Source organism: Rhodococcus sp. C26F (assembly GCF_053345925.1).
The window spans coordinates 1-20,200 of the sequence record NZ_JBKFBA010000058.1 but is presented as its reverse complement, the minus strand read 5'-3'; the positions used below and the strand labels follow the sequence as shown (position 1 = coordinate 20,200).

General features: G+C 68.0%; 20 protein-coding genes and 1 pseudogene. 7 read left to right on the top strand and 14 right to left on the bottom strand.

The window, feature by feature from the left end:
* The 3 genes from ACLBYD_RS28525 to ACLBYD_RS28515 all read left to right on the top strand — a co-directional run.
* The coding region (locus ACLBYD_RS28525) for an amidohydrolase family protein (RefSeq protein ID WP_447819079.1) at window positions 1-1,186 on the top strand (1,186 nt) is incomplete at its 5' end.
* Between the two features lie 49 nt (window positions 1,187-1,235).
* Window positions 1,236-1,997, top strand: a complete 762-nt coding sequence (locus ACLBYD_RS28520) for an SDR family oxidoreductase (RefSeq protein WP_447819078.1) — start codon at window positions 1,236-1,238, stop codon at window positions 1,995-1,997.
* A gap of 40 nt (window positions 1,998-2,037) precedes the next feature.
* Entirely contained in the window at window positions 2,038-2,364 is a 327-nt protein-coding gene (locus ACLBYD_RS28515) for a DUF4286 family protein (RefSeq protein ID WP_229582828.1), read from the top strand.
* Window positions 2,365-2,409: 45 nt separating this feature from the next.
* Here the strand turns inward: ACLBYD_RS28515 and ACLBYD_RS28510 are convergent, their stop codons facing one another.
* From ACLBYD_RS28510 to ACLBYD_RS28490, 5 genes are read right to left on the bottom strand one after another with little or no spacing between them, the layout of a single operon-like run.
* A complete protein-coding gene (locus tag ACLBYD_RS28510) occupies window positions 2,410-3,312 on the bottom strand; it encodes an alpha/beta hydrolase (protein ID WP_447819077.1) in 903 nt (300 codons plus the stop codon).
* A gap of 30 nt (window positions 3,313-3,342) precedes the next feature.
* Window positions 3,343-4,110 carry an enoyl-CoA hydratase/isomerase family protein gene (locus ACLBYD_RS28505; protein WP_447819076.1) on the bottom strand — a complete coding sequence of 256 codons (768 nt, stop codon included), beginning with the start codon at window positions 4,108-4,110 and terminating at the stop codon, window positions 3,343-3,345.
* Between the two features lies 1 nt (window position 4,111).
* A complete protein-coding gene (locus ACLBYD_RS28500; protein WP_447819075.1) occupies window positions 4,112-5,200 on the bottom strand; it encodes an acyl-CoA dehydrogenase family protein in 1,089 nt (362 codons plus the stop codon).
* The gene (locus ACLBYD_RS28495) at window positions 5,187-6,092 is read right to left on the bottom strand and encodes an acyl-CoA dehydrogenase family protein (protein ID WP_447819074.1); all 906 of its coding nucleotides are present in this window, start codon (window positions 6,090-6,092) and stop codon (window positions 5,187-5,189) included. The genes ACLBYD_RS28500 and ACLBYD_RS28495 overlap by 14 nt, the downstream gene beginning before the upstream one ends.
* Window positions 6,070-7,479, bottom strand: a complete 1,410-nt coding sequence (locus ACLBYD_RS28490; protein WP_447819073.1) for a class I adenylate-forming enzyme family protein — start codon at window positions 7,477-7,479, stop codon at window positions 6,070-6,072. Before ACLBYD_RS28490 ends, ACLBYD_RS28495 begins: the two co-directional genes overlap by 23 nt.
* Before the next feature lie 105 nt (window positions 7,480-7,584).
* On the opposite strand from ACLBYD_RS28490, the gene ACLBYD_RS28485 reads away from it, so the two are divergent.
* The gene (locus ACLBYD_RS28485; protein ID WP_447819072.1) at window positions 7,585-8,604 is read left to right on the top strand and encodes a 2Fe-2S iron-sulfur cluster-binding protein; all 1,020 of its coding nucleotides are present in this window, start codon (window positions 7,585-7,587) and stop codon (window positions 8,602-8,604) included.
* A 39-nt stretch (window positions 8,605-8,643) separates the two neighbouring features.
* On the opposite strand, the gene ACLBYD_RS28480 is transcribed toward ACLBYD_RS28485, so the two are convergent.
* Window positions 8,644-9,216, bottom strand: coding sequence for a TetR/AcrR family transcriptional regulator (locus ACLBYD_RS28480; protein ID WP_447819071.1), 573 nt, complete (start codon window positions 9,214-9,216; stop codon window positions 8,644-8,646).
* Window positions 9,217-9,304: 88 nt separating this feature from the next.
* Between ACLBYD_RS28480 and ACLBYD_RS28475 the strand changes: the two genes are divergently transcribed.
* Complete coding sequence (locus tag ACLBYD_RS28475) at window positions 9,305-10,447, top strand: MFS transporter (RefSeq protein ID WP_447819070.1); 1,143 nt, start codon at window positions 9,305-9,307, stop codon at window positions 10,445-10,447.
* Here ACLBYD_RS28475 and ACLBYD_RS28470 read toward each other — a convergent pair.
* The 5 genes from ACLBYD_RS28470 to ACLBYD_RS28450 all read right to left on the bottom strand — a co-directional run bounded on the left by ACLBYD_RS28470 (window position 10,428) and on the right by ACLBYD_RS28450 (window position 16,023).
* Window positions 10,428-11,843 (bottom strand): apiosidase-like domain-containing protein, encoded by a 1,416-nt coding sequence (locus ACLBYD_RS28470; RefSeq protein ID WP_447819069.1) that lies wholly within the window; start codon window positions 11,841-11,843, stop codon window positions 10,428-10,430. The two genes, ACLBYD_RS28475 and ACLBYD_RS28470, sit on opposite strands and share 20 nt — an antisense overlap.
* A 98-nt stretch (window positions 11,844-11,941) precedes the next feature.
* Window positions 11,942-13,003 carry a CaiB/BaiF CoA transferase family protein gene (locus tag ACLBYD_RS28465; protein WP_447819068.1) on the bottom strand — a complete coding sequence of 354 codons (1,062 nt, stop codon included), beginning with the start codon at window positions 13,001-13,003 and terminating at the stop codon, window positions 11,942-11,944.
* A complete protein-coding gene (locus ACLBYD_RS28460) occupies window positions 13,000-13,956 on the bottom strand; it encodes an LLM class F420-dependent oxidoreductase (RefSeq protein WP_258260173.1) in 957 nt (318 codons plus the stop codon). The genes ACLBYD_RS28465 and ACLBYD_RS28460 overlap by 4 nt, the downstream gene beginning before the upstream one ends.
* A gap of 46 nt (window positions 13,957-14,002) precedes the next feature.
* Window positions 14,003-14,404: a cobalamin B12-binding domain-containing protein gene (locus ACLBYD_RS28455; protein WP_060650186.1), complete on the bottom strand. Its 402-nt coding sequence runs from the start codon at window positions 14,402-14,404 to the stop codon at window positions 14,003-14,005.
* Window positions 14,404-16,023: a methylmalonyl-CoA mutase family protein gene (locus tag ACLBYD_RS28450; protein ID WP_447819067.1), complete on the bottom strand. Its 1,620-nt coding sequence runs from the start codon at window positions 16,021-16,023 to the stop codon at window positions 14,404-14,406. Before ACLBYD_RS28450 ends, ACLBYD_RS28455 begins: the two co-directional genes overlap by 1 nt.
* Window positions 16,024-16,067: 44 nt before the next feature.
* Here ACLBYD_RS28450 and ACLBYD_RS28445 point away from each other — a divergent pair, with 44 nt between their 5' ends.
* Window positions 16,068-16,901, top strand: coding sequence for an SDR family oxidoreductase (locus ACLBYD_RS28445; protein WP_447819066.1), 834 nt, complete (start codon window positions 16,068-16,070; stop codon window positions 16,899-16,901).
* A gap of 3 nt (window positions 16,902-16,904) precedes the next feature.
* Here the strand turns inward: ACLBYD_RS28445 and ACLBYD_RS28440 are convergent, their stop codons facing one another.
* Window positions 16,905-17,786: a DMT family transporter gene (locus ACLBYD_RS28440; protein WP_447819065.1), complete on the bottom strand. Its 882-nt coding sequence runs from the start codon at window positions 17,784-17,786 to the stop codon at window positions 16,905-16,907.
* Window positions 17,787-17,823: 37 nt separating this feature from the next.
* On the opposite strand from ACLBYD_RS28440, the gene ACLBYD_RS28435 reads away from it, so the two are divergent.
* Complete coding sequence (locus ACLBYD_RS28435) at window positions 17,824-19,227, top strand: aminotransferase-like domain-containing protein (protein ID WP_447819064.1); 1,404 nt, start codon at window positions 17,824-17,826, stop codon at window positions 19,225-19,227.
* A 13-nt stretch (window positions 19,228-19,240) separates the two neighbouring features.
* On the opposite strand, the gene ACLBYD_RS28430 is transcribed toward ACLBYD_RS28435, so the two are convergent.
* Window positions 19,241-19,540 carry a WhiB family transcriptional regulator gene (locus ACLBYD_RS28430; protein ID WP_120280549.1) on the bottom strand — a complete coding sequence of 100 codons (300 nt, stop codon included), beginning with the start codon at window positions 19,538-19,540 and terminating at the stop codon, window positions 19,241-19,243.
* A gap of 3 nt (window positions 19,541-19,543) precedes the next feature.
* Window positions 19,544-20,200: pseudogene (locus ACLBYD_RS28425) on the bottom strand (glucose-6-phosphate isomerase); the annotation flags it as partial.

Below are 20,200 nucleotides of genomic sequence, written 5' to 3'. Positions count from 1 at the left end.
CCTGATGGACCAGGCTCCCAAACTCACCGCCCATCCCCGCAACCCCAACGTGCAGGCCTGGCAGTTCCAGGGCACCGTCGTCGGCAGTTCCGGCCTCAACGCGGTCGTCTCCTGGCCCAAGCACGAATGGGGCATGGACCCCACCGGTTACGCCGAGATGCGACCGGGCGTCTACGACATGGACCTGCGCGTGCGCGATATGGACGCCAACGGCACCCTCGCCGCGACCCTGTTCGCCACCTTCCCCGGCTTCGCCGGCACCCACCTGGCGAGCCTGCCCGACAAGAAGCTCTCCCTCGCCGCCCTGAAGGCGTTCAACGACTGGGTCGTCGGCGAGGTCCCGGACGCCCACCCGGGGCGGTTCATCCCCATCGGCATCGTCCCGTTCTACGACGCCGAGGAATCGGTGAAGGAGATCGAGCGCATCGCCGCCATGGGATGCCGGTCGATCAGCATCCCGGAGACGCCCTACGGCGTCGGCGAGGGCTATCCCGACTTCAAGTCCGGGCACTGGGACCCGATCTTCAAGGCATGCGTCGAGCACAACATCGTGCTGTCCCTGCACATCGGCGGCGGCATCAACCTCGTCAAGCGCCCGGCCGGTTTCAACATCGACGACATGATGATCCTCACGCCGCTCATCTCCACCATTGCGGCCACCGACATCATGCTCAGCGGTGCCTTCCAGAAGTTCCCCGATCTGAAGGTCGCGATGAGCGAGGGCGGGGTCGGCTGGGTCGCCCCGTGGCTCGACCGCATCGACCGGCACATCGTCAACCAGTCCTGGACCGGCACCAGCTTTCTGCCGGCCGGGATGAGCCCGACGGACGTGTGGCGCAAGAACTTCCTCGCCTGCTACATCACCGAACCGAGCGGACTGAACAACCGTCACCGGCTCGGCGTCGACACCATCGCGTGGGAATGCGACTACCCGCACTCCGACTCCACCTGGCCTCGATCGCCGGAGACCTTGAAGAGCGAGTTGGATGCCGCCCGGTGCACGGACGAGGAGATCGACAAGATCACCTTCGCCAACGCCGCGAAGTTCTTCGACTGGGACCCTTTCGAGCACATCCCGCGTGAGGGGGCCACCGTCGGCGCCCTGCGCGCCCGCGCCACCGATGTGGACATCAGCGAGACCTCGAAAGAGGAGTACCGCCGCCGCTACGAGCTCTCCCACTCGTGAGGCGCCCGAAACACGACCACCGACCCGCTTCGACCGACAAGGAAATCCTATGACAGACACTCCACAGCTGGCCGGCAAGGTCGCCATCGTCACCGGCGCCGGTGGCGGGATCGGCCGGGCCTACTCACGCGGCCTCGCCGACGCCGGAGCGGTAGTCGTCCTCGCGGACGTCGACCTCGCATCCGCTCAGGCCGCGGCGGACGAACTCACGGCGGACGGTCACCGTGTCCTGGCCGTCGGAGTCGACGTCAGCGACGAGGCCAGCACCACCGAGATGGCCGCGACCGCGGCCGAGCACTTCGGATCGGTCGACATCCTGGTCAACAATGCGGGACTGATGGCCGAGGTCGTCGGCGAGGGATCCCTCACGACGATGGAGCTCGACCTGTGGAACCGCACCCTCGCCGTCAACCTGACCGGTCCGCTCCTGTGCACCCGCGCCGTGGTGCCGTACATGAAGGAGCGCGGCTACGGGAAGATCGTGAACCAGTCGTCGAGCGGCGCATTCATGGCCGCGCAGGCCTACGGCATCACCAAACTCGGTCTCGTGAGCATGACGGTCTCGCTGTCACGCGAGTTGGCGCCGTTCGGTATTCGTGTGAACGCGATCGCTCCCGGCATGGTCAACACCGAGGCCGGCTCGATCGCGTCGCCGCCCGAACTCAAGGAGATGGTCAAGCACGCCATCCCGTTCCCGTTCGGTGAGCCCGAGGAACTGATCCCCGGCCTGCTGTATCTCGTGTCGTCCGGCAGCGACTGGGTCACCGGTCATACCCTCAACATCGACGGCGGCTGGGTCGTCCGGGTCTGAAGATCCAGTACACCAACCCTTCTCACAGACAGGACCACGCATGAAGCACTACCTGCTCGTCGAGTCGTACCCGTCGCATCCCGAGCGGCTGGAAGAGTTCAACAAGTGGTACGACGAGGTGCACATCCCCGAAGTGGTGGCTCTCGACGGATTCGTCGGTGCCACACGGCTGTCCCCCGCCGACGCGGACGGCGGTCCGTCGGTCACCCTGTACGAACTCGAGGGTGATCCCGCGGCGGCCAAGGCCAACGTCCACGCCGCGGCGGCAGCGAAGCAGCTGAACATGTCGGACTCGCTCAGCTACGGCCCCATCCCGAAGATGCGGATCATGGAAGTGAGGTCGGAGTACGTCAAACCCCGTTCGTGAACGGAGCACGGAAGTCGTAGGCCGCTGCCGGTATCCGTCAGCGGCCTACGAAAGTTTCAGGGAGATCGCATCTTCCAGAGTTGCGCACTGTTCGTCGAAGAATCCGCGCGCGACCCCCGTGCGCGACGCCACCGAATCGAAGCCGTGGAAGGCTCCGTCGACGATGTGCAGAGCACATGGGACACCCGCCGCCTGCAACCGTTCCGCGTACGCGCGGTCCTCGTCGAGGAACAGATCGTGCGTGCCCACCCCGATCCAGGTCGGGGGCAGGCCCGACAGATCGGTGCAACGCGCCGGCACCGCGACCTCCGGATCGGCCGAACCCACGTAACTCGTCCAGCCGAACCGGTTGCTGAACGCATCCCATATGCGCATGTGCGCGGGACCGCCGTCGGTGCGATCGTCCAGCATCGGGTAGGCCAGCAGTTGGAGCGCCGGTGCCGGTAGTTCCCTGTCCCGGAGCAGAAGTGCCAGTGCCGCAGCCAGACCCGCTCCCGCGCTCGCACCTCCGATCGCGATACGCGCCGGATCGATCTCCGGCCGGCTCCGCAGCCACTCGTAGGCGCGCAAACAGTCCTCGAGCGGAGTCGGATAGGGATGTTCGGGTGCCAATCGGTAATCGACCGAGGCGACGGCGATACCGAGCCGGTCGGCGAACCGCCGGCACAGCGCGTCGTCCTGCGCGGCCCTGCCGAAGACGTACCCGCCGCCGTGGATCCACAGCAGCGCAGCACCGGGTTCGACGCCTACGCGCGCCGGAGCGCCGAACCAGCGGACCGATACTCCCGGTTCGAAGACGTACACGTCCGGGTCGGTGCCCCGGATCGCGCGGGTGAGCATGCGCATCACCGGCAACGATCGCGGGGTCACCGCACGACGTGGAGCGAGCAGCGCTACGGCCCGCAGATCAGGATGGAAGCTCGACAGCGAGCGCAGCCGTCCGATCACACGGCCCCTCCGATCACACCGTGCCTCCGATCACGACTTTCCTACGGTCATCCTCGCGATGTTTGCACGGAAGTCGTCGCTCTGGAAGGTCATCTCCTCGGCGCTCATCGCGTAGTCGAGGCTCGCGAGCACCGCCCGTTCGAGGTGGATGTTCAGCAGCCGCTTGGTGGCCTCCACGGCCTTCTGCGGTTGTTCCACGAGACGCTTGGCGCACGCGAGTGCCTCGGCGAGCGGATCGGCGACCACATGGTTCGCCAATCCGAGTTCGCGGGCCCGCTCGGCGGGGATCCGCTCCCCGAAGAAAGCGAACTCCTTCGCGTGCAACAGGCTGATCTGCAGCGGCCAGGTCAGCGGACCACCGTCGGCCGCGACCAGCCCGACCTGCACGTGGGGATCGGCGAGATAGGTGCCCTCCCCCATGTAGACGACGTCGCTGAGGGCGACGAGGCTGCAACCGAGTCCCACCGCCGGGCCGTTGACCGCGGCGACCACCGGCACGCGGCAGCGCGCCATGCCCAGGACGATCTCGCGTCCGTCGGCGATGGTCTTCGCCCGCAGTTCGGCGTCCTGCCCCAGTTCGGCGAGATAGTCGAGATCCCCGCCGGCGGAGAACGCCTTGCCGGCACCGGTGAGCACCACGGCGCGGACCTCGCGGTCGGCGCTCAACTGCGGCCACAGCCGGGCCAGTCCCGCGTGCAGCGGGTCGTTGACCGCGTTGTACTTCGACGGCCGGTTGAGCGTGACGATCCGCAGCGGCCCCTCGGCGCGGACCTCGATCTCGTCGGGCATGCCGTACATGTCAGACCCCCAATCCGAGGATGCGCGAAGCGATGATGTTCTTCTGGATCTGCGACGTGCCGCCCATGACGGATTGGGCGCGGCTGTACATGTACGAGCCGAGGAGTTCTTCGTCGCGGCTGCCCGCGACGGCCAGGGCCGCGTGCCCGACCGACTGGTCCACCCACGTCATGAGCAGCTTGTCGAGCGACCCCTCGGAGCCGTGCGAGACACCGTCGAGCTGCTCGGACAGTCGCCGCCGCACGTGCAGACGCAGCATCTCCGACTGCACCGCCGCCCAGGCCAGATCCTGTGGGGGCGGACCGTCGACGCGCTTCGCGAGCTGACGCACGAGCTTGCCGTAGCGCGCGGCGAATCCGAGGGTGGACGGTTCGCGCTCGTGACCGACGACGGTCATCGCGACCCGCCATCCCTCTCCGGGAGCCCCGACCATACGGCTCGCCGGTACGCGGGCGCCGTCGAACAGCACCTGACCGAACTCCTTGGTGACGCCACTGATCATCTTCAGCGGTCGCTGCTCGATGCCGTCCTGGTGCATCGAGACGATGAACGCCGAGATACCGCGATGCCGCGGCGCATCCGGCTCTGTGCGGGCGAGCAGCAGGCACCAGTCGGCGACGTCGGAGTAACTCGTCCAGACCTTGTGGCCGTGGATGACGTACTCGTCGCCGTCGCGGGTCGCGGTGGTGGTGAGCGACGCGAGGTCGGAGCCTGCGCCGGGTTCGCTGAATCCCTGGCACCACCGTTCGGTGCCGTCGATCATGCCGGGCAGGAACCGTTCGCACAGTTCGTCACTGGCGTGGTGGCCGAGACCGACCACGAGATATCCCAGGCTCGGGCGCGGCGGGCATCCGGCGACGGCGAGTTCCTCGTCGAGGATCACGTCGTAGACGGGCGGAAGATCCTGCCCGCCGTACTTCTTCGGCCACGACAGACCGAAGAAGCCTGCGCTGTAGAGCGCCTGATGCCATTCGCCCTGCCGAGCCCAGTACTCGTCACCCGAGGTGGGGAACTTTCCGGCCTGATCGGCGAGCCAGGTCCGCAGCCGGGCGCGGAATGCGGCTTCTTCCGGCGAGTCACGAAAGTCCAAGGTCGATCTCCTCCAGGCTCACGGGGAACAGTTCGGTGGACGTCAGGGCCCGCCGCAGGTACACGTGCTCGATGCACTCCCAGGTGTTGCCGATCCCGCCGTGCACCTGAACGGCGGTCTCGCAGACGGTGCGCGCGGCGCGCGCGGTGTAGATCTTGGCGATGCGCGCGGCGCGGATCGCTTCCTCGGGCGTCAACTCGTCGACGGCCCACGCCGCGTGCCGCAGCACGCTGATCGAGCCTTCGATGAGGGCTTCGCTCTCGGCCAGCATGTGCGCGACCGCCTGGTACGACCCGATCGTGTTTCCGTACTGCTCACGGATCTTCGCGTAGTCGACGGCCACCGCCTGCGCCCCCCGCGACACACCGACGAGGTCGGCGCACGTGACGACGAGCGCGAGAGCATATGCGCGGTCGGCGTTCTCGGCGGAGAGTTCGCCGAGCGTCTCGTCCGGTTCGGCGAACGTCGCGAACGTACGGGTCAGGTCCGCGCCGGGTGCGGGTTCACCGACGGCCGCGGTCGACACCATCCGGTCCCGGAGGACGAGGACGCGATCGAGGCCGTGCGCGTCGAAGGCGTCGGCACCGACGGCGATGGCGCGCGTCGGCTGGTCGTCGGAGAAGTGCCGGTGCAGGTCGTCGGCGAGCACCGGACCGAAGAACGGCACGTCGACGAGACCTCGTCCGAATTCCTCTGCCACGATGGCGACTTCGACTCCCGACGCACCGTCGGAGCGCAGGGAGCGCCAGCCCGTCGAGGCGACGGTCTTCTCCAGCCGTGCCCGGCGCGCCGCGTCGTCCAGATCCGACACCGAGCGGGCACCCAGATCGTCGGCCAGTTTGGCGGCGGCGTCGCGCAACTGCTGTTGTTCAATGGTCAGACGTACGTCCATGGCGCTCCTCGAGTTGTCGGCGCAAGACCTTGCCGGACGGCAGGCGGGGAATGTCGGGCACGAAGATCACGCGTCCCGGTCGCTTGTACGACGCGAGTCGTTCGGCCACATAGCTGGAGATGTCGTCGGGATCGAGTGTCGCGGTGGTGGCGATCGCCGCGACGACCGTCTCGCCCGCCGCACCGTCCTTCGTGCCGAAGACGGCGCAGTCGGCGATGTCGGGGTGGCCGTGCAGCACCGCTTCGACCTCGGCGGGGGCGACCTGGAATCCGTTGACCTTGATCATGTCCTTGGCGCGGTCGGTGATCCGCAGCCGGCCGGCGGCGTCGACCCACCCGACGTCGCCGGTGCGGTACCAGCCGTCGCAGAACGCCCCGGCGGTCGCGTCGTCGGGCAGGTAACCGGCCATGGCCGAGGCCGACCGCACCTGGATCTCACCGGTCTCGCCGGCCGGAACCTCTCGGTCGGTCCCGAGTTCGACGATCCGCAGTTCGACGCCGGGCGCAGGCACGCCGACACTGTCGAGTCGGGCGCCGCCCACCGGATTGCAGGTGATGACGGGGACCTCGCTGGCTCCGTAGGCCGGCAGCCACGTCACGCCGGTGCGCCGGGTGACGGTCTCCGCGACACTCGCGGTGACGGGTGTGGCGCCCCACATGATGTAGCGCAGCGACGACAGGTCGAACGATTCGAGATCCGGGTGTGAGGCGATCGCGAGGGCGATCGGTGCGACGGCCATCTCGACGGTGATCCTGTCACGCTCGATCGATTTCAGCATCGCGTCGAGGTCGAATCTCCGGTGCAGCCGCATCCATCCGCCGGCGTCGAGCACGGTGGCGATGTTGAGCAGACCGAGGATGTGCGAGGGCGGGGTGACGATCTGGAGCCGGTCGTCGGCGGTGAGCCCGAGGACCTGCTGCCAGTGCGCCACGGCCGCGGCGAACGAGGAGCGGGTGTGCCGCACGGCCTTCGGCAGACCCGTCGTACCGGAACTGAAGACGAGCAGGGCATCGGCGTCCGGGTCCACGGAGGCTGCAGTGACGTCGCCGTGATGGGGTTCGATCGGATCGTCGAGGTCGAGCATCGGCATCGCGGCGGCGAGGACGGGGTTGTCGCCGACAGCGAAGGCCGGCTCGGTGAGCCGGAGGGCGTGTTCGACCTCGCCGCTCCTCCACGCCGGGCTCAGCAGGACGACGACGGCACCGAGCCTGTCGATGGCCCGGTAGGCCACGACGAATTCGGGGCGGTTCGACGACATGAGTGCCACACGGTCGCCGGGACCGACGCCGCGATCGGCCAGGACACGAGCGAGTCCGCAGGTGAGCGCCTCGAGTTCCGCGAGGGTGTACTCGCGGTCTTCGAAGGCCAACACGGTGGGCTCTGTCATGGTGCTCTCTCGCGTCGCAGCGATACCGGTCGAGAGGTCTTGCTCTCCTGAATGAGAATAGTACTCTCGTTCTTGCAGAACATTGATACCAGGAGGAGACGGTCCATGGCGAGACCACCTTTGTTTCAACGCGCGACCGTGACCCGGATCGTGAAGGAGACCGACGACGCCCGCACCTACGCGCTCGCTCCCCTCGACGGCCCCTTCACCTACAGATCGGGGCAGTTCTGCACCTTCAAGGTGAACGTCGACGGCACCGATCTGTACCGCTCGTATTCGATGTCGAGTGCGCCCGAGACGGACACCGAGATGATGACCACCGTCAAGCGGGTGCTCGGCGGAGCCGTCTCGAACTGGCTGCACGACAACATCGCGGAAGGAGACGAGGTCGAGATAACCCGGCCTGCAGGAACTTTCCTTCTCCGCGACGCAGCCGGTCCGGTGCTCGGCTTCGCCGGCGGAAGCGGCATCACACCGATCCTGTCGCTCGCCAAGAGCGCACTCGCGACGACCGACCGGCCGGTGCGCCTGCTGATCGCCGACCGCGACCGCGCGTCCGCAATCTTCGCGAGCCTCACCGACGAACTCGTCGACCGGTACGCGGGTCGCCTCGAGGTGGTGCGGCACTTCGACGACGAGAGCGGACTGCTCACCCCCGACGCCGTGCGCGCCTTCGTCGGATCCGACGGCGGCGCCGACAGTTACCTGTGCGGCCCGGAAGCGTTCATGGACATGGTCGAGGCCGCACTCCCCGGCCCCGGCAACATCTACAGCGAACGGTTCGGCAGCGCAGCCGAACCCATCAAGGCCGAGGACGCCCAGGACGCGGAGTCAGCCCCGAGCGGCGAGGTGAAGGGCACCGTCTCGATCCGGCTCGGCAACCAGCGCGTGTCCGTGCCCCGGCATGCCGGCGAGACACTGCTCGAGAGCGCGCGTCGCGCGGGCCTGGCGCCGCCGTTCTCGTGCGAGGCCGGCAACTGCGCGACCTGCATCGCCAAGGTCACCCACGGCAGCGCGACGATGCGTGTCAACGACGCACTGTCCGAGGAGGAGATCGCCGACGGCTACATCCTCACCTGTCAGGGCGTGCCCGACAGCGAGGACATCAAGGTCAAGTACGTCTGATTCTCACCGGCAGGCCGGTCGTCCCCGATAGGCCGATCGTCACCGGTAGGACAGGGCGGCCGAGCGCGCCACCCTGCGCCCCACCTCGATCGGTGACGACGGCCGGCCGCGCAGGAAGCCCGCGAGGGTTCCGTTGTAGGCGGTGAGCACGTCGTCGGCGAGATCCTGCGCGTTCGGCCCGGCCACCGGTTTCGCGAGGTGCAGGAGTCGCTCGGCGAGCAGGTCGCTGTCCGCCGCGAGCATCTCACCGATCTCGTCGGTGGGGTCGGCGAACTCCGTCGCGGTCGCGAGGAAGGCGCACCAGCGGGCGGGTGATTCCGAATCGTCGCGGTACGAGGCGAGGGCGTCGAAGATCGCCAGCAGACGTCCGATGTCGTCGTCGGCATCGACCACGTGCCGGTCCCACACCGCCCGCCACTCCGCCAACCGGACCCGCAGCGCCTCGGCGACCAGGGATTCCTTGCTGCCGAAATGCGTGTACAGGGACGCCGCGGAGGCTTCGGCGCGGCGCAACAGATCGTCGACGGGGGTCGCGCGGATCCCCCGATCGAAGAGCATCTCCTCGGCGGCCCGGAGCAGACGAGTACGAGCAGCAGGACGAGCCGTGGACATGACCACACTGTAACGCTCGTTCTGCTGAAACGACAGTTTCGGAGTAGAGTAACGATCGTTCTGGTCATCGATCCGTTCGGGGGACGCGATGCATCCACTCGTCATCGCCGGCACAGCCCTGATCGCGGCCACCTACGGGCTGGCGCGGTTCGGGTACGGACTCTTCCTGCCCCAGTTCACCGACTCGTTCGGGATGGGGTCGACGGCCGCCGGCGCCGTCCAGACCGGCAGTTTCCTCTCGTACTGTCTCGCGGCGATCGTCGCGTCGAGAACGAGCGGACGCCCACGTCTCGTCGTGGCCTGCGCCGGAGCCACGGCGGCGATCGGTGCGCTGGGGGTGGCGGCGACGACGCACACGGTCGTCTTCGCGCTGAGCGTGGTTGTCGCCGGAGCCGGGGCCGGTTTCGCCACTCCCGGGCTGGTGACGCTCGTCGAACGCAATGTCGCTCCCGACCGGCAGGAGAACGCGCAGACGATCGTCAATTCGGGAACCGGGGTGGGCCTCGTCGCCGCCGGAGCTCTGGTGTTCGCCACCGCAGGTCAGTGGCGTGTGGGATGGGTCGTCATCGCGGTCCTCACCGCCGGGATCGCTCTCGCCGTCCTCCGTACCGACCGCCGTTCCGACGATCGACGGGACCCTTCACAGACCACACCGGTGCGGATCGGCGAACTGACCCCGCTGATCCGTCCCCTCGTCGCCGCGGCACTGGCCGGTGCGTCGAGCGCGGCGATCTGGACGTTCGGCCGGTCCGTCATGAGCGACGGGACCGGTGGGGAGACCTACTCGGTTCTCGCGTGGATGGTCCTGGGCGCCTTCGGGGTGCTGGGGGCGACCGCGGGCCGGATCGTGCAGACCTGGAACCTGCCGGTCGCGTGGACGCTCACCACCACCGCCATGTCCGTGGCCACCTTTCTGCTGGGGCTGCTGCCCACATCACCGGTCCCCGCCTACATTTCCGTCGCCCTGTTCGGCGCAAGCTACATCGCGATGAGCGGGGTGCTCATCGTGTGGGCCGTGCGTTCGGTCGCCGAGCACGCAGCCGAGGGCACGGTCGCGTTGTTCATCGCCCTGGCCGTGGGCCAGGCCGCCGGATCGGTCGTGTTCGGAGCCCTGCTGGGTTCGACGTCGACCGCGACCGCCTTCGTGATGGCGGGCATCGTCGGTCTTCTTGCGGTGCTGCCGGCCGTGTCGCTCCCCCGGTCCCGGGCTCTCACGCCTGCCGGTCGGTGATCACGAGAAGCCAGTCCTCGTCTCCGTCCATGTTCGGCCCCGGTGTGGAGATGTCGCCGTTCTCGTCGGGAGTGGCCGGCTGACGAGGCCCGGTCGCGTCGGCGGGGTCGATCCACTCGAGGGTCGCCGACTCCGGTACCAGGGCAGGATCGAGCCGGATCGTGCGCTGCGTCGGAACATAGACGACCGCGAGTGAACCGTCCGGTGTCCGGGCGGCAGTGACGTACTCGTCGTCGAGGACGTCGATCATCTCGTCGCTCGTCCACGGGGTGCCGCGACCTGCGACGACGAGCGGTTCGTCGACATCCGGCACGAGTTCCCACCACGGCCACGACTGCCACAGCTCGCGTATCGCCCGCAGTTGCGCGACGGCCGAGGTGTCCAGTCGGGACTCCCACCCGTCCGGGAACTCCCAGTCGTCGGAACCCCGGAACTCGCCGGGCGAACCGGAGGTCAGTGCCCACAACGCCTGACGTCGGAGTGTCTCGTCGGTGGTCGGCGCCGTGTCCTCCTGGTTGTTCTCGCCTTCGTAGTTACCCTCCGAGAACAGTGCGGGTCGCGGGTCGCGGGTTCCGTCGGCACGCTCGTAGGCCTGCAGGACCGCCTGATAGGTCGGCGCGTAGGTGTAGACGAAGTTCCAGTCCACGATCGGTTCCCAGAACGGATGATCCGTCGAGAGCAGCTTGTCCCACCCCAGCTGGATCGTGAACGGTGCGTCGGAGCCGGCATCACGGATCCCGTCGAGCATCGCGCGCAGCACGAGGTCCGACTCGGCACCGGCCGCGAGATCCTCCGCCTCCGGGGAGTAGTCCCCACCGGTCATCCAGACGATGTTCGGGAACTCCGCGTACCGCTGCGCGAATCTCCGGCCGTATTCGAAGGCTTCCTCGGGTGTGGTCGAGGCGAACACGTGGGTGAGATTCCATCCATCCATCGGATACAGGAACACCGTGTTCCCGTGGCGGCACGCGATCCGGAGATAGTCGTCGACGCGCGACCAGTACGCCTCGTTCCACTGCGTGATGTCGCCGTCGACGAACGGTTCGATGCCGTCGAAGGTGGCGCCTTCGTAGCTCGGCCCGCCGTTCACCGGCACGACGATCGCCGACATGATCGATGCGTTGAATCCGTTGCTCTCGCGGTCGGTGAAGTACAGCTCGGCCTGCTCTGGCGACCAGTCGGCCATCCCCGACCACGGCGAGTCGCCGCGGACGAGGACGGGATCGCCGTACTGATCCTCGAAATAGCGACCGTCGGCGCTGACGGACGAGACGAAGCGATGGTCGGCGGCGTCGCATTCCGCATCCACCGCCGGGACGTTCGTCGGCTGCTGGTCTCCGGCATCGGAACAGGCCGCGACCAGGACCAATACCATCGCCAGGACTGCCCGTTTCATCGCCACCCCCACCGTGCCCGTGGTACGTCCAGGCTACGGAGGAGACGGCGGTTGCGAGCAGGATCACGGAACGCCGACTCAGGGAACCCGCCGAGGGATCAGGCAGGTCCCACCGTCACCGTTGCATCGGTGTGCTCACCCAGCTTCGGGGGCGGTCCGTACTGCGGTTCGTACCCGAGCACCCGGATCGGGCTGCCCACCAGGCGGAAATCACCGGCGGTGACGACCATCTCGGGAGTCGCATCGAGAGCGTCGGGCAGCGAACGGACCGCGGCCGCCGGCACCCCGAGCGGGCGGAGACGGGCCTCCCAGCCGGCAGCGGTGTCGCCCGAGAGCGCCTCGGTGACCACCGCGAGCACCTCGTCCCGTCGCTGTGCGCGTTCGGCCATGGTCGGGAACCCGTCGATCCCGGCCTCGGCCGCGAAGATCCGCCAGAAGCCGTCGTGCGTGACGAACAGCGCGAGCGTGCCCTCGGCGGTCGGGAACAATTGCGCGGGAACGTAGTACGAGTGTGCTCCGTTCGGCATGCGTCGCGGTTCGGTGCCCTCGTTCAGATATGCCGAGGCGCGGTAGTTGAGCTGCGACAGCATGACGTCGCGCAACGACACGTCGACCTGGCCCCCGCGACCGGACACGATCTGTGCGAGCAGACCGAGCGCGGCGGTCATGCCCGTGGAGTTGTCGGCCGCCGAGTAACCGGGCAGCATCGGCGGGCCGTCGGGGTCGCCGGTCAGTGACGCGACACCGGTCTGCGCCTGCACCACGTAGTCGAAGGCCGGATCGTCGCCGCCGTCGAGCCCGTATCCTGTGATCGCGACGCAGACGATCTTCTCGTTCCATCTGCGCAGCGCGTCGTAGGTCAGACCGAACCTCCGGATGGCCGACGGTTTGAGATTGACCAACAGCGCATGGGATTCGGCAGCGAGTTCGCCGAGGCGTCGCATGCCGTCGTCGGTCGTCAGGTCGAGACAGATGCTGCGCTTGCCCCGGTTGAGGCTCGCGAAGTAGGCGTCGCTCACCTGGCGGGAGAGATCCCCGGTGGGTGGCTCGATCTTCGTCACCTCGGCCCCGAGATCGGCCAGCAGCATCGTCGCGTACGGACCCGCGAGGATGTGGCCGACCTCGAGGATCCTGATCCCCGCGAGCGGACCTGCCGTCACCGCAGTTCCTTCACGAGTTCGGCGACGACCTCGCGGGTGCGGTACTTCGACGCGACCAGCTCGTCGCGGGTGTTGCCGATTGGCAGCAGCCGCATCGACAGGTCGGTGACGCCGGCCTCCTCGTAGCGGCGGAAACCGGCGAGGATCGCGTCCTCGTCGCCGACGATCGCCATGTCGCCGATGTCCTTCGCCTGTCCGTGTTCGAGGAGTCGCTGGTAGTTGGGCGAGATCTCCGCCTCGGCGAGAATGCGATTGGCGCGCTCGCGGGCGACGTCGACCTCTGACGGTGCGCACAGGCAGACCGGCACACCGGCGACGATCCGCGGCTTCGGCTTACCCGCCTCCTCGGCCGCCTTGGTGATGCGCGGCGCGATGTGTTCGGCAATGGCGCGTTCGTCGGCCATCCAGAGCACGGTGCCGTCGGCGAGTTCGCCGGCGATCTTCAGCATCACCGGGCCGAGCGCCGCGACGAGCACCGGCATCGGCGCGACCGGCGCGATGTCGAGGGGATTGTGGACCTTGAAGGTGTCGTTCTCGACGTCGATCGATCCCGGCAGGTCGCGCGCGGCGTTGAGCACCTCGAGATAGTCGCGCGTGTACTTCGCGGGCTTGTCGTAGGGCAGGCCGAGCATGTCCTGCACGATCCAGTGGTGCGACGGGCCGACACCGAGGGCGAGGCGGCCGCCGAGCGCGGCGTGCGTCGACAGCGACTGCCGCACCAGGTGGACCGGGTGCTGCGCCTGCAGAGGCACGACGGCCGTACCGATCTCGATACGCGACGTCCGCGTGCCCATCAGGGCGACGGCCGTCAATGCGTCGAAGTCGGTGGGGATCTGCGGCACCCACACGGTGTCGAGGTCGGCCGATTCGGCCCACTCGACGTCCTTCAGCATGCGGTCGACCTTGCGGTTGGTGTCGCCCTGTTCCGGGCCGACCATCACTCCGATACGCACGATTCCTCCAGGTTCCCGAACTCGATGATGTGGGTGTGTACCGGGCTCAGGACGCTTCGGACGTCCCGGTGAGCTTGCGGATCTCGGTGACGAGCACGTCCAGCGGTGTGCTCGTGGGGAACACCGCCGCGGCACCGGCATCGAGCAGTTTCGGCACGTCGCCCTGCGGGATCGTTCCGCCGACGATGACGTCGATGTCGCCGGCGTCCGCCGCACGCAGGCCTTCGACGACCTTCGTGGTGAGTGCGACGTGGGCACCCGACAGGATGCTCAGGCCGACCACCGCGACGTCCTCCTGCACGGCGATCGAGACGATGTCCTCGACCTTCTGGCGGATGCCGGTGTAGACGACCTCGAAACCGGCGTCGCGCAGGGCACGCGCGACGATCTTCGCTCCGCGGTCGTGTCCGTCGAGTCCGGGCTTGGCGACGAGAATGCGGGCGGTCATCAGAACACCACCGGCTGCTGGAACTCGCCCCACACGTTCTTCAGCGCGGAGACCATCTCTCCCACCGTGCAATACGCGTTGGCGCAATCGATCAGGGCATGCATGAGGTTGTCGGTTCCTTCCGCTGCGCGGGACAGGGCCGCGAGTGTGGTGCGCACCGCGTCGGGGTCGCGTTCGGCCTTGACCTTCGCGAGTCGCTTGAGCTGCATCTCGCGGCCTTCGGCGTCGAGTTCGTAGGTGGAGATCTCGGGTTGCGGCTCGTCGGAGGCGAACTTGTTCACACCGACCACCGGGCGGTCGCCGTTCTCGATCTCCTGGTGGATCTTGTAGGCCTCGTCGGCGATGAGGCCCTGCAGGTAGCCGTCCTCGATCGCGCGGACCATGCCGCCGTGCTTCTCGAGATCGGCCATGATCTCGACGATGCGCTCCTCGGTCGCGTCGGTGAGCGCCTCGACGAAGTACGACCCACCGAGCGGGTCGGCGACGCGGGTCACGCCGGTCTCGTAGGCGAGGATCTGCTGCGTGCGCAGCGCGAGGGTCGCCGATTCCTCACTGGGCAGGGCGAACGGTTCGTCCCAGGCGGCGGTGAACATCGACTGCACGCCACCGAGCACCGAGGCCATGGACTCGTAGGCGACGCGCACGAGATTGTTCTGCGCCTGCGGCGCATACAGCGACGCTCCACCGGCGACGCACCCGAAGCGGAACATCGACGCCTTGTCGGTGGTGGCGCCGTAGCGCTCGCGCACGATCGTCGCCCAACGGCGTCGTCCGGCACGGTATTTGGCGATCTCCTCGAAGAAGTCGCCGTGGGTGTAGAAGAAGAACGAGATCTGCGGGGCGAACTGGTCGATGGTCATCCGCCCGCGTTCGACCACCGTGTCGCAGTAGGTGACACCGTCGGCGAGGGTGAACGCCATCTCCTGCACAGCGTTGGCGCCGGCATCGCGGAAGTGGGCGCCGGCCACCGAGATCGCGTTGAAGCGCGGCACTTCCGCGGCGCAGAACTCGATGGTGTCGGCGATGAGACGGAGCGACGGTTCGGGCGGCCAGATCCATGTGCCGCGGGAGGCGTACTCCTTGAGGATGTCGTTCTGGATGGTGCCGGTGAGTTTCTCGCGCGGCACCCCCTTCTTCTCGGCGGCGGCGACGTAGAAGGCGAGCAGGATCGCGGCGGTGCCGTTGATGGTGAAGCTCGTACTGATCTTGTCGAGTGGGATGCCGTCGAACAGCACCTCCGCATCGGCGAGGGTGTCGACGGCGACGCCGACGCGACCGACCTCCTCACCGACCTCGGGGTCGTCGGAGTCGTAGCCGCACTGGGTCGGCAGGTCCAGCGCGACCGACAGTCCGGTTCCGCCCTGCTCGAGCAGGTAGCGGTAGCGGCGGTTGGACTCCTCCGCAGTACCGAACCCGGAGTACTGACGAAACGTCCACAACCGGCCCCGATAACCGTTGGGGAAGTTTCCGCGCGTGAAGGGGAAGCGTCCCGGCGCCGGCGGTTCGGCAGCGCGGTCGCCCGGCCCGTAGACAGGCTCGAGCGGGATACCCGACGAGGTTTCTGCGAAGTCGTTCACGCCGGATACATTACTTGCAGAAAAAGAGAATGCCAATATCATTGCGGAGAACAGAGCTGGACAATCGAAGGCGACCAGGGAGAACGATGTCGAGTCAGAATGCCCTCAGCGACCGCACCATGGTCATCTCCGGCGCGAGCCGCGGTATCGGACTGGCCATCGCGGTCGCCGCCGCCCGTCAGGGCGCGAACGTGGTGCTCTTGGCGAAGACCGCCGAACCCCACCCGAAACTGAAGGGGACGGTGCACACTGCCGTCGCCGACATCGAGGCCGCCGGCGGCAAGGCCGTCGCGGTGGTGGGCGACGTCCGGAAGGAGGACGACGTCCAGCGGGCCGTCGACACGGCGGTCGAGCGGTTCGGCGGCGTAGACATCTGCGTCAACAACGCCAGCGCCATCGCCACCGAACCCACCGAATCCCTCTCGGTGAAGAAGTACGACCTGATGCAGGAGATCAACTGCCGCGGAACGTTCCTGCTCTCCAAGGCGGCACTGCCGCACCTGCGGGAGTCGTCCAATCCGCACATCCTCACCATCGCCCCACCGGTCAACATGAACCCGCACTGGTTCGGCGTGCACCCCTCGTACACGCTGTCGAAGTACGGAATGTCGCTGCTCACTCTGGGATTCGCGGCCGAATACGCCGACGCCGGCGTCGCGGCGAACTGCCTGTGGCCCGAGACCTACATCGCGACCTCCGCCGTGGCCAACACCCCCGACGGTGAAGCGCTGATCGCCGCCTCCCGCAGCCCGGAGATCATGGCCGACGCCGCCGTCGAGATCCTCTCGCGACCGGCGAAGGAGACCACCGGGCGGTGCTTCGTCGACGCCGACGTCCTCGCCGAGGCCGGGGTGACGGACCTGTCGCGTTACGGTGGCGGCGACAACCCACGCTGGGACTTCTTCCTCGACAAGGACTGACGTTCAGTTCCGACGGACGCGGACGGCAGTGCCGGCACACAGCACGACGACGGCACCGCCCGCCACCACCGCCCAGGTCAATGGCTCTCCCAGCAGCCAGGCCGCCCAGCCGACCGTCATGATCGGCTGGGTCAGTTGCACCTGCCCGACCCGAGCCATGGGCCCGATGGCCAGACCTCGGTACCACGCGAAGAACCCGAGGAACATGCTGACGATGCCGAGATAGGCGAACGACGCCCAGTGCGTCACCCCACCCTGCGGCAGTCCGTCGGCGAGCGAGACCAGGGTGAGTGTCACCATCAGCGGCGACCCCAGCACCAGCGCCCACGAGATCGTCTGCCACGCACCGATCTCCCGCGCCAGCAGTCCGCCCTCCGCATAGCCGAGGGCCGCGGCGACCACCGCGCCGAGCAACAGCAGATCGGCTCGGCCGAATCCCGCGAAACCTCCGCCACGCAGGCCCGCGAAGGCCATGACGGCGACCGTCCCCGCACCCGCCGCGACCCAGAACGGGATCGGCGGCCGTTCATGGGCCCGCAACACCGCGACCACCGCGGTCGCGGCCGGAAGGATCGCGATGACGATCGCGCTGTGGTTCGCCGGTGCCGTGGTCAGGGCGTACGAGGTGAGCGTGGGAAATCCGATCACCACCCCACCCGTGACGACGGCGATCCTGCGCCACTGATGCGTGTTCGGGAGTCGTTGCCCCGTGAATGCCAGTGCCAGAGCGGCGAGAACCACCGCGACGACCGCGCGGCCGGCGGCGACGAACAGCGGTGACATCGCTCCACTTTCGACGGCGATGCGGGTGAGCGGCACGGTCAGGGAGAAACCTGCGACGCCGAGCAGACCCCAGGCGAGCCCGCGAGGATCGGGCGATAGCACTGGCCGGTCGGATACGATAGCGCTACTCTGTACCTTCATGTCGAACAGTAGCAGTTCCCAGCTCGTTGCGGAACTGACCCGATGGATCGCCACCGCAGCACCCGGCGCCCGGTTGCCGTCGACGAGATCGCTCGTCGCGCAGTACGGCGTCAGCCCCGTCACGGTGCAGAAGGCACTGAAGACACTCCAGACCCGGGGTCTCGTGGAGAGCCGCACCGGAGTCGGCACCTTCGTGCGGCAGATCCGCACGTCGAACACGATCGACCACGGCTGGCAGACGGAAGCACTGGGAACGGCACCGCCGCTCCCCCGCGCCTCCGCCGCCCTGCGCACCGTGCCGAACGACGTGATCACGCTCCACTCCGGCTATCCCGACCGCACACTGCTTCCCGAACGCCTTGTCCGCGGAGCGTATTCACGCGCGTCCCGCAGCGATGCCGCCGTCGGACGAACACCGGCGGCGGGACTTCCCGAACTGCAGGCGTGGTTCGCCGCGGAACTGGCGGAAGCGACGGATGCACGCACCGCCCCGCCGTCCGCGGGCGACGTGATCATCACCCCCGGCAGTCAGAGCGGACTCGGGTCGATCTTCCGCGCGCTCGTAGGCGCCGGCAATCCCCTCGTCGTGGAGTCACCGACCTATTGGGGTGCGATCCTCGCGGCCACGAAGGCGGGTGTGCAGCTCGTGCCGGTTTCCAGCGGACCCAATGGACCCGATCCCGACGAACTGACCCGCGCCTTCGACCGGACCCGGGCGCGCGCCTTCTACGCGCAACCGAACTTCGCGAATCCCACCGGGGCGCAATGGTCGTCGTCGACCGGTGATCGGGTCCTCGACGTCGTGCGCGATGCGGGAGCGTTCGTCATCGAGGACGACTGGGCCCACGACTTCGGGATCTCGACCGAGTCCGTTCCGCTCTTCGCGCGCGACGACTCCGGCCACGTCGTCTACGTCCGCTCGCTGACCAAGAGTGTCGCGCCGTCGGTGCGGGTCGCGGCGATCGTCGCGCGAGGACCCGCTCGCGAACGCATCCTCGCCGACGTGCAGGCCGAATCCGTCTATGTGAGCGGCGTTCTCCAGACGGTCGCGTTCGACGTCGTCACCCAGCCTGCATGGCAGACCCATCTGCGGGCCGTTCGTCGCGAGCTCGAATCGCGCCGCAACCTCCTCGCGAGCGAACTTCGTCAACTTGCGCCGGATGTGAATGTCGACGGATTACCGCCCGGTGGGCTCAACCTGTGGTGCAGGCTTCCGGACGACGTCGACGCCGAGGTCGTCGCGCGCGACTGCGAGGCTGCCGGGGTGCTCGTCGCGGCGGGCGACGAATGGTTTCCGGCGGAGCCCACCGGCCAGTACCTCCGTCTCAACTTCGCCGGCCCGAACCCGGCGGCCTTCCGGGAGGCCGCCCGGGTCATCGGGCGGGTCGTCTCCGGCGGGTGAGGACGGTCGGATGTCACCGGCTCGTGCGGCGCCGGTGGGCCCTCCTCACCCGAGTGCGTTCGTCCTCCGTGAGGCCGCCCCAGATTCCGTAGCGTTCACCGGAATCGAGGGCGTACTGCAGGCACTTCTCCCGCACCGGACAACGAGCGCAGACCTTCTTGGCCGAGGCCATGCGGTTCTCCCTCGCGTCGCCCCGCTCGTTGTCCGGGTGGAAGAACAACGAGCCGTCCGCGTCGCGACAAGCCGCATCCATCTGCCAATCCCATTCCTCGGCAACGGGAGGCGGCAGATAGAGCAACTTCAGCGCGGGCATGTCCTACCTCCCTCCGTCGCGCAGGTTGCGGTAGATCTCGATCAGGTGGTCGGTGGACGCGTCGCCCGTATCGGGGGTGTCGTCGCCGGCGAGCACCGCTTGCAGGGCGGTGGCCTGGGTCTTGCCGAGTTCGACGCCCCACTGATCGAACGAATCGATCCCCCACACGACGCCTTGGACGAAGGTCTGGTGTTCGTAGAAGGCGATGATCTGCCCGACCACCGAGGGGGTGAGTTCGGGGGCGAGGATCGTCGTCGACGGCCGATCCCCGGGCATCACCTTGTGCGCCACCAGTGCCTCGTGGACGCCTTCGGCACGCACCTCGTCGGCATCACGGCCGAACGCGAGGACTTTGGCCTGGGCGAACATGTTCGCCAGCAACAGCACCTGCATGCTGGTCTGCCCGTCGCGGGCCGGGAGATCGTCACCGCTACGGGCCAGGCCGAGGAAGTCGACGGGGACGATCTCGGTGCCCTGGTGCAGCAGCTGGAAGAAGGCGTGCTGACCGTTGGTGCCGGGCTCACCCCAGAACACCTCCCCGGTCGGACACGAGACCGGTGTGCCGTCGGCGCGCACGGATTTTCCGTTCGATTCCATGGTCAGCTGCTGCAGATAGGCCGGCAGCCGCGCCAGATCCTGCGCATACGGCACCACCGCCCG